The sequence below is a fragment of the Raineyella antarctica genome, from assembly GCF_900092135.1.
GTDB classification, from domain to species: Bacteria; Actinomycetota; Actinomycetes; order Propionibacteriales; family Propionibacteriaceae; genus Raineyella; species Raineyella antarctica.
Map to the genome: position 1 here is coordinate 208,674 of NZ_FMYF01000001.1, position 15,115 is coordinate 223,788.

At 71.3% G+C, this 15,115-nt stretch carries 13 protein-coding genes and 1 tRNA gene; 11 read left to right on the forward strand and 3 right to left on the reverse strand.

Annotated features, from left to right (window positions below):
• Window position 1: 1 nt before the first annotated feature.
• Complete coding sequence (locus GA0111570_RS00930) at window positions 2–1,354, reverse strand: PrsW family intramembrane metalloprotease (protein WP_139283108.1); 1,353 nt, start codon at window positions 1,352–1,354, stop codon at window positions 2–4.
• A 97-nt stretch (window positions 1,355–1,451) separates the two neighbouring features.
• Between GA0111570_RS00930 and mfd the strand changes: the two genes are divergently transcribed.
• The 8 genes from mfd to GA0111570_RS00970 all read left to right on the forward strand — a co-directional run bounded on the left by mfd (window position 1,452) and on the right by GA0111570_RS00970 (window position 10,101).
• Window positions 1,452–5,114: a transcription-repair coupling factor gene (mfd, locus tag GA0111570_RS00935; RefSeq protein WP_092605441.1), complete on the forward strand. Its 3,663-nt coding sequence runs from the start codon at window positions 1,452–1,454 to the stop codon at window positions 5,112–5,114.
• A 35-nt stretch (window positions 5,115–5,149) separates the two neighbouring features.
• On the forward strand, window positions 5,150–5,671 hold the full coding sequence (locus GA0111570_RS00940) for a hypothetical protein (RefSeq protein ID WP_139283109.1): 522 nt from the start codon (window positions 5,150–5,152) through the stop codon (window positions 5,669–5,671).
• A 78-nt stretch (window positions 5,672–5,749) separates the two neighbouring features.
• Window positions 5,750–6,352 (forward strand): nucleoside triphosphate pyrophosphohydrolase, encoded by a 603-nt coding sequence (locus GA0111570_RS00945; protein ID WP_092605980.1) that lies wholly within the window; start codon window positions 5,750–5,752, stop codon window positions 6,350–6,352.
• A gap of 120 nt (window positions 6,353–6,472) precedes the next feature.
• Window positions 6,473–7,753 (forward strand): phosphopyruvate hydratase, encoded by a 1,281-nt coding sequence (eno, locus tag GA0111570_RS00950; RefSeq protein WP_092605445.1) that lies wholly within the window; start codon window positions 6,473–6,475, stop codon window positions 7,751–7,753.
• Between the two features lie 226 nt (window positions 7,754–7,979).
• On the forward strand, window positions 7,980–8,456 hold the full coding sequence (locus GA0111570_RS00955; protein ID WP_175557262.1) for an FtsB family cell division protein: 477 nt from the start codon (window positions 7,980–7,982) through the stop codon (window positions 8,454–8,456).
• Window positions 8,457–8,521: 65 nt separating this feature from the next.
• Complete coding sequence (locus tag GA0111570_RS00960) at window positions 8,522–9,037, forward strand: DUF501 domain-containing protein (protein ID WP_092605449.1); 516 nt, start codon at window positions 8,522–8,524, stop codon at window positions 9,035–9,037.
• Window positions 9,037–9,993 carry a Ppx/GppA phosphatase family protein gene (locus GA0111570_RS00965; RefSeq protein WP_092605451.1) on the forward strand — a complete coding sequence of 319 codons (957 nt, stop codon included), beginning with the start codon at window positions 9,037–9,039 and terminating at the stop codon, window positions 9,991–9,993. The genes GA0111570_RS00960 and GA0111570_RS00965 overlap by 1 nt, the downstream gene beginning before the upstream one ends.
• 35 nt (window positions 9,994–10,028) lie before the next feature.
• Window positions 10,029–10,101 (forward strand) — tRNA-Leu (locus GA0111570_RS00970).
• A gap of 60 nt (window positions 10,102–10,161) precedes the next feature.
• Here GA0111570_RS00970 and GA0111570_RS00975 read toward each other — a convergent pair.
• Window positions 10,162–10,488, reverse strand: coding sequence for a hypothetical protein (locus tag GA0111570_RS00975; protein ID WP_092605453.1), 327 nt, complete (start codon window positions 10,486–10,488; stop codon window positions 10,162–10,164).
• Between the two features lie 367 nt (window positions 10,489–10,855).
• Here GA0111570_RS00975 and GA0111570_RS00980 point away from each other — a divergent pair, with 367 nt between their 5' ends.
• A complete protein-coding gene (locus GA0111570_RS00980; protein WP_092605455.1) occupies window positions 10,856–12,100 on the forward strand; it encodes an MFS transporter in 1,245 nt (414 codons plus the stop codon).
• A gap of 84 nt (window positions 12,101–12,184) precedes the next feature.
• On the opposite strand, the gene GA0111570_RS00985 is transcribed toward GA0111570_RS00980, so the two are convergent.
• Window positions 12,185–12,934, reverse strand: coding sequence for a DUF4386 family protein (locus tag GA0111570_RS00985; RefSeq protein WP_175557263.1), 750 nt, complete (start codon window positions 12,932–12,934; stop codon window positions 12,185–12,187).
• Between the two features lie 206 nt (window positions 12,935–13,140).
• Here GA0111570_RS00985 and GA0111570_RS00990 point away from each other — a divergent pair, with 206 nt between their 5' ends.
• Both GA0111570_RS00990 and ypfJ read left to right on the forward strand, forming a co-directional pair.
• Window positions 13,141–13,941, forward strand: coding sequence for a Bax inhibitor-1/YccA family protein (locus GA0111570_RS00990; protein ID WP_092605459.1), 801 nt, complete (start codon window positions 13,141–13,143; stop codon window positions 13,939–13,941).
• Window positions 13,942–14,249: 308 nt separating this feature from the next.
• Window positions 14,250–15,107, forward strand: a complete 858-nt coding sequence (ypfJ, locus tag GA0111570_RS00995; protein WP_092605461.1) for a KPN_02809 family neutral zinc metallopeptidase — start codon at window positions 14,250–14,252, stop codon at window positions 15,105–15,107.
• Window positions 15,108–15,115: the final 8 nt, after the last annotated feature.

Consider the following 15,115-nt stretch of genomic DNA (forward strand, 5'->3'; position numbering starts at 1 on the left):
GTCAGGCCGCGGGTCCTCCGGGTCCTCCGGGGCCTCCGGGTCCTCCGGGTCCTCCGGGGCCGCCCCAGCCGCCCCGGTGGAAGTCGTACGGCAGCGGTGCCCGGGGCGTCGGCGGTTCGGGCTGGACGAACGGCGCGCCACTGGCCATCGGGCGCATCGCCGGCGCCGCATCCGTGTGCAGGCTTCCGACCACCATCGCGAGCTCGGCCTGGTGGGCCTGCAGCTCCGGAGTCGACCAGCCGCGCTTGATCCGGCTGCGGACGAACGCCAGCTCGGTGACCGCGTCGATGTAGGTGTTGATCACCGCTGACTCCTCGCGCGACAACCCCCGGGTGCGGGCGGCCCGGGTGCGCAGGGTGCTCAGCCAGCCGGCCTCCTGTGGGCTGACCAGCCCGGTCCAGACCATCTCGGGCAGCTCCTGGCGGACGACCATCCCCTCCAGGTGGCGGGACCGGACGGCCTGCCGGGCCAGCACGATGAAGGCCGGCACCATCACCACCGCGTACGTGCCGAAGTAGCCGACCAGGCCGAAGGAGGCGGAGAAGTTCCACAGGCCGTGCAGGGTCATCGCGGCGACGAAGCCGAGCATGATCACGAGGGCGCGGGCGCCCCCGTTGCGCAACCGCATCGACAGCCACACCCCGAGCGCTGTCATCGTGGTGAAGAGCGGGTGGGCGAAGGCACTCATCAGGATCCGGGCGAAGAACATGAACGTGGTCTGCCCGATCGACTCCGATCGGCCGAAGTAGAGCAGGTTCTCCACGAACGCGAAGCCGATGCCGGACATGCCGGCATAGACCAGCGTGTCGGTGAGGGACGTCATCTCGCGTCGCCGCAGGCCGGTGAGCATCACCAGCAGGAACATCCCCTTCAGGCCCTCCTCGAACAACGGCGCCCCGATTACCGTGGCGAGCAGTTCGTTCTCGCCCCAGACGAACCCGCGGAACACCTCCTGCAGCACCAGGGCGCCGAGCGTGGCGACCCCACCGCCCCACAGGAAGGCCCAGATCAGGTAGCTCGGCGGCTCGGGCTCCCAGCGGTCCAGCCACATGTACGCCGTGATCACGATCGCCGCCCCGACGGTCGAGAGCACCACAGCGCCGATGAAGGTGTCGAAGTTGGTACTGCCCAGCAGGGCGAGGTAGGCGACCACGGCGACGCCGACGCCGGCAAGGATCAGGGCGGCGAGCGGCACGCCCGCCTTTCGTACGGTCCGCACCGGCACCGGTCGGTACGCCCCCGCCGGGGGCGGGAACGGCGGCTGCAGGCCGCCGCGGGAGAACGGGGGCGGGTCGGGGCGATGTGGGTCGGGGCGATGCTGGTCAGGTCGGTGCGGCTGGTCAGGGGCGCTCACAGGCTCAGGGTAGGCGACGGCGGTGACACCGGAGGGCCCGGCGCCGGAACGAACCGCGAGCGGGCCCGCTGTCAGACCGGCGCGCTACCGTGGTGCGGTGACCGAACACGTGACGGGCAAGCTCGCCGGCATCCTCGACCTGTTGGGCACCGAGCCCACCATCGCCGAGTGCGTGGAGGACGCGCGTGCCGGGGTCCTGCACACCTGCGACATCACGGCGCCCACCTCGTTGCGCGCCTTCCTGACCGCCGAGCTGGTGCGGCGCACCGAGCGTACGATCCTGCTGGTCACCTCCACCTACCGCGAGGCGGAGGAGCAGGTCGCCGCCCTGCAGGCCCTGCTCGGCCACGATCTGGCGGCCTACTACCCGGCCTGGGAGACGCTGCCGCACGAGCGGCTGAGCCCCCGTTCCGACACCGTGGGACGCCGGATGGAGGTGCTGCGCCGGCTGGCCGGCAAGGACGAGCGTCCGGCCCCGCGGGTCGTCGTGGCACCGGTCCGTGCCGTGCTGCAGCCGCAGGTGGCCGGCCTGGCCGACATCGCGCCGGTCCGGTTGCGCCGCGGGGAGGACCACAGCATCGACGACATCGCCGAGGCACTGGTCGCGGCCGCCTACCTGCCGGTCGACATGGTGCAGCGCCGCGGCGAGTTCGCGGTCCGCGGCGGCATCGTCGACGTGTTCCCGCCGGTCCAGGAGCACCCGGTCCGGATCGACTTCTTCGGCGACACGGTCGATGACATGCGCTACTTCATGGTGGCCGACCAGCGCTCCACCGAGCACCAGGTCGACGAGGTCGTCTGCTCCCCGTGCCGCGAGCTGCTGATGACCCCCCAGGTCCGGGCCCGGGCCGAGGCGCTGGTCGCCGACCACCCCGAGCTGACCGACATGCTCGACCGGATCGCCGAGGGGCTGGGCGCCGACGGGATGGAGTCGCTGGCGCCGGCCCTGGTCGACCGGATGGAGCTGCTGGTCGACGTGCTGCCCGCCGACGCGATGGTGCTGGTCGCCGACCCCGAGCTGGTCCGCGGCCGTGCCTCCGACCTGGTCGCGACCTCCGAGGAGTTCCTGCAGGCCGGCTGGGCCGCCGCGGCCTCCGGCGGCCGCGCCCCGATCGACCTGCGCGCCTCCGGCTACCAGCCGCTCGGCGACGTCCGCTCCCACGTGCTGGAGCTCGGCCAGTCCTGGTGGACCCTTGCGCCGTTCGCCGTCGCGCCCGACGAGGGCCACGACTCGGCCGCCGAGGCGCTCGCCCACATCGCCGCCGGCGCCACCCCGATCCGTACGATCCGGGCCCGGGACGCCCAGAGCTGGGCCGGCGACATCGAACGTGCTGTCGCCGAGATCTCCGCCGCAGTCCGCACCGGCTGGCGGGTCGTGATGTCGGCCGAGGGACACGGCACCACCCAGCGGCTCGCCGAACTGCTGGCCGAGCACGACGTCGCCGCCCGGGTGGTCGAGGACGTCGCCGAGCCGCCGGTCGAGGGCGTCGTGGAACTGGTCACCACCGGCATCCGGCACGGCTTCCTGGCCGACGGCGTACGGCTGGCCGTGTGGACCGCCGGGGACCTGTCCGGCCGGGCCCAGACCGACCGGGTCGAGCGCAAGATGCCGGGTCGGCGCAAGAAGGCCATCGACCCGCTGGAGCTGAAGCCCGGCGACCCGGTCGTGCACGAGCACCACGGTGTCGGCCGCTACGTCGAGATGATCCAGCGGACCGTCGCGGGCGCCACCCGCGACTACATGGTGATCGAGTACGCGGCCAGCAAGAAGGGCCAGCCCGGCGACCGGGTGTTCGTCCCGATGGAGCAGCTCGACCAGGTCACCCGCTACGTGGGCGGCGAGACGCCGGTGCTGGACAAGATGGGTGGTTCGGACTGGGCCAAGCGCAAGTCGCGGGCACGGTCCGCGGTCAAGGAGATCGCCGGGGAACTCGTCCGGCTCTACGCCGCCCGCCGGGCCAGCAAGGGCTTCGCCTTCAGCCCCGACAGCACCATGCAGCGCGAGCTGGAGGACGCCTTCGACTACACCGAGACCCCCGACCAGCTGTCCGCCATCGACGAGGTCAAGAGCGACATGGAGCAGACCGTCCCGATGGACCGGCTGATCTGCGGTGACGTCGGCTACGGCAAGACCGAGATCGCCGTCCGCGCCGCGTTCAAGGCCGTGATGGACTCCAAGCAGGTCGCCATCCTGGTGCCTACCACGCTGCTGGTCACCCAGCACTACAACACCTTCTCCGAGCGGTACGCGGGCTTCCCGATCCGGGTCGCCGCGCTCTCGCGCTTCCAGACCGAGAAGGAGTCCCGCCAGGTTATCGAGGACCTCAGCGCGGGCAGGATCGACGTCATCGTCGGCACCCACCGGCTGCTGTCGCAGGAGATCGTGTTCAAGGACCTCGGGCTGGTGATCATCGACGAGGAGCAGCGCTTCGGCGTGGAGCACAAGGAGCAGCTGAAGAAGCTGCGGATGAACGTCGACGTGCTCGCCATGTCGGCCACCCCGATCCCGCGCACCCTGGAGATGGCGATCACCGGCATCCGTGAGATGTCGACCATCGCCACGCCCCCCGAGGAGCGCCACCCGGTGCTCACCTTCGCCGGGGCGTACGACGAGGGCCAGGTCACCGCCGCGATCCGGCGCGAGCTGCTGCGCGAGGGCCAGGTCTTCTTCGTCCACAACCGGGTGCAGACCATCGACAAGGCGGCCGCCCGGATCCGTGAGCTGGTCCCGGAGGCGCGGGTGGTGATCGCGCACGGCCAGATGGGGGAGCGCCGGCTCGAACAGGTGATGCTCGACTTCTGGGAGCGGCGGGCCGACGTGCTGGTCGCCACCACCATCGTCGAGGCGGGCCTGGACATCGCCAGCGCCAACACCCTGATCGTCGACCGGGCCGACCGGATGGGCCTGTCCCAGCTGCACCAGCTGCGCGGGCGCGTCGGCCGCAGCCGCGAGCGGGGCTACTGCTACTTCCTGTACCCGGCCGACAAGCCGCTGTCGCAGGAGGCGCACGACCGGCTGGCGACGCTGGCCGCCAACACCGATATCGGCGCCGGCATGGCGATCGCCACCAAGGACCTGGAGATGCGCGGTGCCGGCAACCTGCTCGGCGGGGAACAGTCGGGCCACATCGCCGACGTCGGCTTCGACCTGTACATCCGGCTGGTCGGTGAGGCGGTCGCCAACTACCGCGGCGACCGCCCCGAGGAGGCCGAGCCGGACACCCGGATCGAGCTACCGGTCGACGCGCACCTGCCGGAGGACTACATCGGCTCGGAGCGCCTGCGGCTGGAGATGTACAAGACGATCGCCGAGGTCCGCTCGGACGCCGACATCGCCGAGGTCCGCGCCGAGCTCCAGGACCGCTACGGCCCGCTGCCCGAGCCGGTCGAGACCCTCCTGGAGGTCGCCCGCTTCCGGCTGATCGCCAAGGCGGCCGGGCTGCGCGAGGTGATCGTGCAGGGCTCCAACGTACGATTCTCCCCGGTCCAGCTCCCCGAGTCGCGCCAGCTCAAGCTGGCCCGGTTGTACCCCAGGAGCGTCTACAAGACACCGGCCGGCCAGGTACTGATCCCGCGGCCCGCCACGGCGCCGCTGGGCGGCAAGCCGCTGCAGAACCGTGACCTGCTCGCCTGGGCCGTCGGCGTCGTACGGGACCTGCTGACCGTGCCGGCCCCGCCCGGAGAGGCGCAGGGGAGCGGGGGCGATGTCGGCACCTCCGCGGGGACGGCCCGGGCCCGGGCCGGCTCCACCAGCGCGTAGGATCACCACGACCACCACCCTCGACGGGAGACATCATGGCGCTTCGCGCACTGCCCGCCCTCGCCTCGGCGGGAGCACTTATCCTCACGTTGTCGGGCTGCGCAGGCGGCTCCGGCTCCGATGCGGTCGTGATCGACGGCAGGCGGGTGTCCGTGACCGAGGTCGAGAGGACCGCCGACGCCGTCGCGAAGACGGTGCGGGGGGACAGTGCGACCCTGCGTGACCAGCAGCTGGTGGTCGCCGCCCTGGTCGCCCAGGCGCTCGCCGACAGTGCCGCCGAGAAGGCCGGCCAGCCGATCACCCCGGCCGACCGCGACGCCGCCCTGGCCTCGATCTCCGGCGGCACCCAGATCGCCGACGTTCCCGACGCCCGCCCGTACGCGGTGGCCGTCGGAGACATCGTCTATGCGCAGAAGGCCCTGGGTGCCGAGGCGATCGCCGCCCAGCAGGTCAACACCAGCATCCGGGTCAACCCGCGCTACGGCAGCTGGGACACCCAGCAGATGAGTCTGGTCTCCGGCACCGGATCGCTGTCGGTGCCGGTCACGGTGCGCTGAGCGCCGGTGGCACCCCGTGAGGTCCCGGTCGCCCGGATCGGGGCGGCCCACCCGCAGCTGGACCGCTTCATCGAGGTGATGGGCATCCTGCGCACCGACTGCCCCTGGGATGCCGAGCAGACCCACGAGTCGCTGGTGCAGTACCTGGTCGAGGAGACCATGGAGACGGTCGAGGCGATCGAGTCCGGGGTCGAGGAGCACCTGCGCGAGGAGCTCGGCGACCTGCTGCTGCAGGTGGTCTTCCACGCCACCATCGCCGCCGAGCGCTCCGACGGCTTCGACATCGACGACGTCGCCCGCGCGGTGGCGGACAAGCTGATCGCCCGGCACCCGTACATCTTCGAGGCCGAGGACGTCCCCGACGACCTCGACGCCACCTGGGAGCAGCGCAAGCGCCTGCTGAAGGGGCGTACGTCCACCCTGGAGGGGGTCCCGCACCAGCTCTCGGCCATGCACCGGGCCAGCAAGGTGATCGGACGGTCAGGCTCCCACGGGGTCGACCTGGCCGGGCAGGGCATCGACCTGCCGACCGAGCCGATCGAGGCCGACGAGCTGGGTCGTACGATCCTCGGCCTGGTCAGCCGGGCCCGGGCCAGCGGCCTGGACCCCGAACAGGTCACCCGCGACGCGCTGCGCACCCTCGAGGAAGCGATCGTGCGCGCCGAGACAGACCCGTCCTGACCGATTGGGCGGGGGTGCCCCCATCGCCCGGCCCTCGTGTGTCTAGGCTGTCACCAAGCGTGGTCACCCCGTCTCGGGGCAGGGCCGCGCACGTCAGAGGCTGATCGAAAGGCAACCAACGTGGCAAGCATCGAATTCATCGACGCACGCGAGATTCTCGACTCGCGTGGCAACCCGACCGTCGAGGTCGAGGTCATCCTCGACGACGACACCCAGGGCCGCGCCGACGTCCCTTCCGGCGCCTCCACCGGCCAGTTCGAGGCCGTCGAGCTGCGTGACGGTGACGATTCCCGCTACGGCGGCAAGGGCGTCCTGAAGGCCGTCGAGAACGTCATCGAGCAGATCGGCCCGGAGCTCCTCGGCCTCGAGGCCTCCGAGCAGCGCATCGTCGACCAGGCCATGCTCGACCTGGACGGCACCCCGAACAAGGCCAAGCTCGGCGCGAACGCCATCCTCGGCGTCTCCCTCGCCGTGGCCCACGCCGCCGCCGCTTCCGCCGGCCTGCCGCTCTACCGCTACGTCGGTGGCCCCTCCGCGCACATCCTGCCCGTCCCGATGATGAACATCCTCAACGGTGGCTCGCACGCCGACTCCAACGTCGACGTCCAGGAGTTCATGATCGCTCCGATCGGCGCCAGCTCGTTCCGTGAGGCCCTCGAGTGGGGCGCCCGCGTCTACCACTCCCTGAAGAAGGTCCTCAACAAGAAGGGCCTGTCCACCGGTCTTGGCGACGAGGGCGGCTTCGCCCCCAACCTGGAGTCCAACGTCGCAGCCCTGGAGCTGATCTCCGAGGCGATCGAGGCCGCCGGCCTGACCCCGGGCCAGGACGTCGCGATGGCCCTGGACGTCGCCGCCTCCGAGTTCCACAACGACGGCAAGTACACCTTCGAGGGTGCCGAGAAGACCGCCGCCGAGATGGTCGCCATCTACGCCGACTGGGCCGAGCGCTTCCCGATCGTCTCGATCGAGGACCCGCTGAACGAGGAGGACTGGGAGGGCTGGGCGAAAATGACCGCCCAGCTCGGCGACAAGATCCAGATCGTCGGCGACGACCTGTTCGTCACCAACGTGGAGCGCCTGCAGCGCGGCATCGACGAGAAGTCGGCCAACGCCCTGCTGGTCAAGGTGAACCAGATCGGTACCCTCACCGAGACCCTGGACGCTGTCGACCTGGCCCACCGCAACGGCTTCCGTACGATGATGTCGCACCGCTCGGGCGAGACCGAGGACGTCACCATCGCCGACCTGGCCGTCGCCTGTGGCTGTGGCCAGATCAAGACCGGTGCCCCGGCCCGTACCGACCGTGTCGCCAAGTACAACCAGCTGCTCCGCATCGAGGAGGAGCTCGACGAGGCCTCCGAGTACGCCGGCCGCCGCGCCTTCCCGCGTTTCCAGGCGTGATTTCACGCCCTGATCGGCCACACTGGAACGCGTGACGGACCAGGGACACAGGAAGCAAGGAGCCGGACCGGACCGAGGAGAGCCTCGGAACCGGTCCGGCTCCCGCAATTCGTCCCGGCGACCGGATTCGCCGGCGCCTGCCGCGGGGCCGTACGCGGACGATTCGGGCCGCCCGACGCGCCCGGGCCAGCCGAGTGCTGCCGTACGGCTCGTCGCCCTGGTCACCGTGCTCGCCGTCCTGCTGATCTCCGGGGCCGCCAGCCTGCAGGTCTACTTCCGCCAGCAGCACCAGATCGCGCAGTTGCGCACCTCCATCCAGGACCGCCAGAAGGCCATCGAGGACCTCGACCACCGGATCGGCCAGTGGGACGACCCGGCGTACGTGAAGCAGCAGGCGCGGGAGCGGTACGGCTGGGTGGTGCCGGGGGAGACCGGCTACCGCGTCATCGGCCCCGACGGCAAGCCCGTGGAGGGCGCCACGCTGGACACCAGGCGTAGCGACCAGGAGACCCCCGAGGCGGACGCCTGGTGGCTGAAGCTGTGGTCCGGTGCCCACACCGCCGACCGCCCGCTGCCCGGTGGTGCCCCGGTCGGGACGCCCTCGCCCACCCCGACTCCAACCCCGACTCCCGCACGCTCCGCCGCCGCTGGCGGCACCTCCACCTCGGCCGTACCATCGGCGTCTGCCTCGCCCACGCCCTGAGGCTGCCACGGGTCCGGGCCGGAAGGGTGCCGGCGGTGTCGGCGGGTCGTGGGAGACTTGCCCCCATGGTCGAACCGATGAGCCCCCAGGACGAGCAGGTGATCACCGAGCAGCTCGGGAGGATGCCCCGCGGCGTCGTCGGCGTCGCCTGGCGCTGCCCCTGCGGCAAGCCGGGCGTGGTAGCCACCGAGCCCCGCCTGCCGGACGGTACGCCCTTCCCGACCACGTACTACCTGACCTGCCCGCGCGCCACCTCGGCCTGCTCCACGCTGGAGGCCTCCGGGCTGATGCTGGAGATGACAGCGCGCCTGGGGACCGACGAGGAGCTGGCCGCCGCCTACCGCCGCGCCCACGAGGCCTACCTGGCCGACCGCGAGGCCCTCGGCCACGTGGCGGAGATCGACGGCATCAGCGCCGGCGGTATGCCGACCCGGGTCAAGTGCCTGCACGTCCTCGCCGGGCACTCGCTGGCCGCCGGCCCCGGCGTCAACCCGCTCGGCGACGAGACCCTGGCCGCCCTGGGCGAGTTCTGGGCGCGTCCCTGCCTGGAGGACGTCCCCGCCGACGGGGCCACGCTCTGATGCGCGCCGCCGGTATCGACTGCGGGACCAACTCGGTGCGCCTGCTGGTGATCGAGGCCGACACCCCGCAGGGTCCGGTGCGGGAGCTGACCCGTCAGCTGCGCCTGGTCCGGCTGGGGGAGGGCGTGGACGCGACCGGCGAGTTCTCGAGGGCCGCGCTGGCCCGTACGTTCGCGGCCCTGGACGAGTACGCCGCGATCATCCGCGAGGCGGGCATCGCCCCGGAGCACCTCCGGATGGTCGCCACCTCGGCCGCCCGCGACGTCCGCAACCTGGAGGCCTTCACCGAGGGCGTCCGGGCCCGGCTCGGCGTTGCCCCGGAGGTCATCCCCGGCCGGCAGGAGGCCGCCCTGTCGTTCGCCGGGGCGCTCACCGGCCTGCGGGCCGCGGGCGTCGGGGTCACCGGACCGGTGCTGGTCACCGACGTGGGCGGTGGCTCCACCGAGTTCGCCCTCGGCGACCCGGACGGAGGCCTGGGCCGGGCCGTCTCCCTCGACATCGGCTCGGTCCGGCTGCGGGAACGCTCGATGCCCGGCGACCCGCCCGGCGCCGACGAGCTCGCCGCCACCCGCGCCATCATCGACGCGGCCCTGGACACCAGTGGCATCGACTTCGCCTCCGTCCGCGACTGGGTCGGCGTCGCGGGCACGGTGACCTCGCTGATGGCCGCTCACCTGGAGCTGGCGGCGTACGACCGGGACCGGGTGCACGGCGCCCGGATGGAACTGCCCGCACTGCAGCGGCTGGCCGAGCGGTTCTGCGCCAGCACCGTCGCCGAACTGCGCGACATTCCCTCGCTGCACCCCCAGCGCGCCGAGGTGATCAGTGCCGGCGCGCTCATCCTGGAGCGGATCTCCCGCCGGCTGTCCGTCCCCACCCTGTTGGTCTCCGAGACCGACATCCTGGACGGGGTCGCCGACAGCGCCCTGCACGCCGGGGGCCGCGCGACCTCCTGAGACGCCGGATCGTGCGTGACGTACGATCCGGACACGCCCCCGTAGCCCAATGGCAGAGGCAGGCGGCTTAAACCCGCTGCAGTATGGGTTCGAATCCCATCGGGGGCACCCCACCCGCCACGACTGTCGCGTCCGTGTCGGGCGTCCGGTCCGGACCGTGCGCCGAGGTCACTCCCGGCCATCCTCCGATGGCGTGCTGGTGGGGATGTCCGGGGAGCCAGGAGCCTCGATCGCCTTGTCATCGGCGGCTGCGGCCCGTTCACGGAAGCGCTGCTGGGCGCCCTGCTTGGTGAGCCCGTACGCGGCGCCGATCTTCGCCCACGAGGCTCCGTCGGCGCGGGCCTGGAGCACCGCTGCCTGTTCGAGGGCCTCGGTGCAGGCGCGGACGGCCCGGGCCGCCGCCAGCAACTCCTTGGGGCCGACCGCACGGTCGAAATCGTCGAGGGAAGCGTCGAGGTCCCGACGGCAGTCGTCGAGTCGGCTGACCTTGCTCATGGCGACATCGTACGCGCCCGGTGGCAACCAGGAGTTGACGGTACCGTCAATCTGTGATTGACTCTCGGTCAATGCGTTGTTGACGGACAGAGGGAGGTGCTGACATGGCGAAGAACAAGTCGAAGAAGAACAAGAAGGACTCCAAGAAGTCCAAGAAGAAGTAACTCCTCCCCTCCCTGGTGGAGACGACGGATGGGCGCCGCGGCATCAGCCGTGGCGCCCATCGAGGTTCTCCGGGCCATGGGGTCCCCGGGACGGCTGCTGGCGAGGTGGCGAGGGGGCGAGGTGGCGAGGTGGCCGTGGGGCAGGCGGCGCGGGGTGCAGCCCAGGTTTCGCCGGCCACGGTCGGACTGACAGGATCGAGGGCATGGTTGATGAACATCGCGCCCGGCCGGCCCTCGTCGACCGTCGGGCCCGGGGCGCGGTGGCGGCGCTGTTCCTCACCAACGGGGCGGTCTTCGCCAACATCCTGCCGCGCTACCCCGAGATCAAGGCGGCCCTGGGCCTGCAGAACACCACGTACGGCCTGGCGGTGGCCGCCTTCCCGGCAGGTGCCGTCATCGCCGGTCTGGGCGCCGCTGTCCTGATCCGGCGCTTCGGGTCGGGCAAGGTTGCGGTGGCGGGCACGCTGCTGACAGCCCTCGGCGTCCTCCTCGCCGGCACGGCACCCTCCGTCGCGGTCTTCGCCATTGGACTCTTCCTGGGCGGGGCGATGGACGCGATCACCGACGTGGCACAGAACGCCCACGGACTTCGCGTGCAGCGCCGGTACGGGCGCTCCATCATCAACACCTTCCACGCCGTCTGGTCGATCGGTGCGGTCCTGGGCGGTGCGATGGCCGCCGCCGCGATCGCCCTCGGCCTGCCCATCGGGGTGCACCTGACCATCTCGGCCGTGGTGTTCTCGGTCGTCGCCGTGGTCACCCTCCGGTTCACCCTGCCCGGCCGGGACGACGAGACCGACGAGGAGGCTGTGGCGGACGTCGCGGAGATGGAGTCCTCCTTCCGTGCCGGTGTCAGCCCGCGGATCGTGTTGGTGCTCGGGGCCCTGGTGCTGATCGCCATCGCCGACACGATCGTCGAGGACTCAGGGAGCTCCTGGGCCACCCTGTACCTCTCCAGCGAACTCGGCGCCCCGGCGGCCCTCGCCGTGTCGGGCTACGTCGCCCTGGTCGGCTCCCAGTTCATCGGCAGGATGGTCGGTGACCGACTGGTCGACTGCTTCGGCCAGCGCGCCGTCGCCCGCGCCGGCGCGTTGCTGGTGACCGTCGGGATGGGGCTCGCGCTGGCCTTCCCCACCCTGCCGGGCACGATCCTCGGCTTCGCCGCCGCCGGGTTCGGCGTTGCCACCCTGATCCCGGCCGTGATGCACCAGGCCGACGAGATGCCCGGGCTGCGCCACGGCACCGGCCTCACCCTGGTGTCCTGGCTGATGCGGCTGGGGTTCCTGCTCTCCCCACCGGTGGTCGGCCTGATCGCGGACGCCTCGACGCTGCGGAGGGGCCTGTTCGTCGTCCCGGCCGCCGGCTTGGTCGTCCTCCTGCTGTCGGGCGTGCTGCTGGGGCGTACGAACGACGGCGGCGCCCGGCGGCATGCCCTCGGGCGGGGCTGAGTCTCCGGCGTCCGGAGTGCTCTCAGTCGTCGGGCAGGCAGACCGTCGTCGTCCGGGTGCGTCGGTCGTGTCGTGCGGGGTGCCTCAGCCGTCGCCCTCGGTGCGGAAGCCCGCGCCGGTCCGGCCACGGACCCGCATTCCGAGGCGGATCAGGGCGATCCCGACCGCCACGAACCAGACCCACAGCAGGATCCCGTACCCCCAGTAGAACTGCGGCACGGCGTAGCGCAGCAGCTCGCTGACGATGCCGATCGCGCCGGTGGCGACGCCCAGCCAGGCGACCCAGCGCGGCAGCACGCTGCGCAGCATCGGGATCGAGACCAGCAGGATCCCCACGGTGGCCAGCACGCCGGCGATCGTCGGGGTGTTGTTCTCGGCGATGATCGTCTCGGCGGCGATGGCGTACGTCGCCCGGTCGCCCGGTGCCGCGGCCATGTAGCGCTCGCTGAGGTAGACCAGGCTCAGCGCTCCCCGGCTCGAGGTGGGGATGGCCAGCAGCAGCGCGTACGCGACCCCGCCGACCACCGAACCGATCAGCGCCAGGCTGCGATGGGCGGCGGCCAGCGCGAAGTAGAGCGCGACGAAGACCAGCACCGCCAGGATGCTCGGCGCGATCCACAGCACCTGCTCGGCGACGTACACCGAGGTGTGGGCGGCGATGAACTCCAGCGTTGCGGCGCCCCCGTGGACCGGGGGAGGGGCGACGACGTCAAGGGCGAGTGCCGCGAGCAGCAGGGCGACGAAGGCGATCGAACCGATCCCGGCGATGACGAAGAGTGGGCCCCAGGACCGATCGACCGGGGGTGCTTCGGGACGTACGGCGATGGTGGACAAGGTGCGCTCCTTCCGCGCTGCATCGCCTCGACGGCTGCCGCGAAACGACGCCACGTCTCCATGCTAGGACTGCGGGGGACGCGACACCCCGACCTCCGGGGTCCACCTGATTTGTCCCGGGTCCGGGACTGCCGGCGGTCGGGCGATCGTCCTTGCCCCCGTACGATGGGGTACGTAACCCGTGACCCGTAAGGAACCCCACGCTGATGCGTACTCATAATCCTGTGTTCAACCGCTCCGCCGCGTTCAGCCCGCAGGCCGGTTACCAGTCCGGCTACGCCCCGCAGTACCAGGGCCAGGGCTTCGATCCGTACGCAGCCCCCCGTCCGGTCGAACGGATGACGATGGACGACGTCGTCACCAAGACCGCCCTCACCCTCGGTCTGGTCGTGCTCGCGGCCGCCGCTGCCTGGTTCCTCGTTCCCCCCGCCCTCAGTGGCGTGGCCTGGATCGGCTCGGCCATCGTGGCGCTCGTCGTCTCGTTCATGGTGGTGGGTCGCCGTGGCGTCCGTCCCGGCATGGTGGTGGCGTACGCCGCCTTCGAGGGCGTCTTCGTCGGCGTCTTCTCCCGCTTCCTGAACCAGATGTTCCCCGGAATCGTCGTGCAGGCCGTCATGGCGACCTTCGTCGTCGCGGCGATGGTGCTGGTCAGCTACAAGGTCTTCAACCTCAACCGGCAGGCGAACAAGATCGCCCGTGGCGTCTTCATCGCCACCGCCGGCCTGGCCGTCGTGTACCTGATCAACTTCGTGCTGTCGCTGTTCGGCGTGCACACCGGGATCATCGGCTACGGCCCGCAGGCCGGCGGCCTGGCCTTCATCGTGACCGCCGTCGCGATCGTCCTGGCCACGCTGAACCTGCTGGTGGACTTCGCCGCCATCGAGGACGGCGTCCGCAACGGCGCCCCCGCCGAGCAGTCCTGGGTCGCCGCGTTCGGCATCACCGTCTCGATGGTGTGGCTCTACACCGAGCTGCTGCGCCTGCTGTCGTACTTCCGCCAGAGCTGACCGACCGGACCTTGACCGTCCGGACGCCCGTCGTCCGACCCGCACGGCCCCGCCCTCCCGGGCGGGGCCGCTGTGCGTCCCGGTCCCGTCGGCGAGCCTGGGCAGACGCCCGAACCAGCCAGCGAGCCTGCGGCAGACCGCCCCGACCAGCCGTCCCATTCGGCGCCGGCGGCTGGTCGTCCGGTCGTTGTCGGTGTCGGCGGTGGCTGGCAGGATACGATCATGGGGCCGCGACGCCGGTCCCGGTACCGGCGCAGTCACCCGGTCCCGTCGTCCCGGTCCGTCCGGCGAGCAGTTCGGAGACGCTGATGAAGTTCAACGAGAATGCCAGCCTCGATCCGTCGCGGTCCTCGTCCGGTGGCGGCTCGGGCGGCGGCCGGATCGCCGTCGGCGGCGTCGGCGGGCTGATCCTGATCCTGGTCGCCCTGTTCTTTGGGATCGACCCGACCGGCATCCTCGGCCAGTCCGGGGACACCGGCAACACCGGCCAGAACACCCTGCAGAACTGCACCAGCGTCAAGGCCACCGAGACCAACCCGGAGTGCCGGTTCGTGGTGTACGAGAACTCGCTGAACAACTATTGGGCGGCGGCACTGCAGGACTACCACTCGCCCAAGCAGTTCACCATGTTCAACGGCCAGATCCAGACCGGCTGCGGAACCGCCACCTCGGCGGTCGGCCCCTTCTACTGCCCGGCCGATGAGTCGATCTACCTGGACGAGTCGTTCTTCACCACCCTGCAGCAGCAGTTCGGAGCTGCGTCGACCCCCGCGGTGGAGGCGTACGTGCTGGCGCACGAGTACGGCCACCACATCCAGAACCAGATCGGCGTGCTCGACCGGGTCCAGCAGGGCGGCACCGGGGCCGGCTCGCCCGCCGTCCGCTCCGAGCTGCAGGCCGACTGCTTCGCCGGCGTCTGGTTCGCCAATGCCAGCAAGGACCCCAACGGTCCGATCGCCGAGGTCAGCAAGCAGGACATCCTCGAGGCCCGGTCGGCGGCTGAGGCGATCGGCGACGACAAGATCCAGCAGAACACCAGCGGCCGGGTGGACCGGGAGTCCTGGACCCACGGGTCCTCGGCCCAGCGCGAGAAGTGGCTGCTGGCGGGCTACACCTCCGGCGACCCGAACAAGTGCGACACCTGGTCGGCCCGTGACCTCGGCTGAGGCGACGG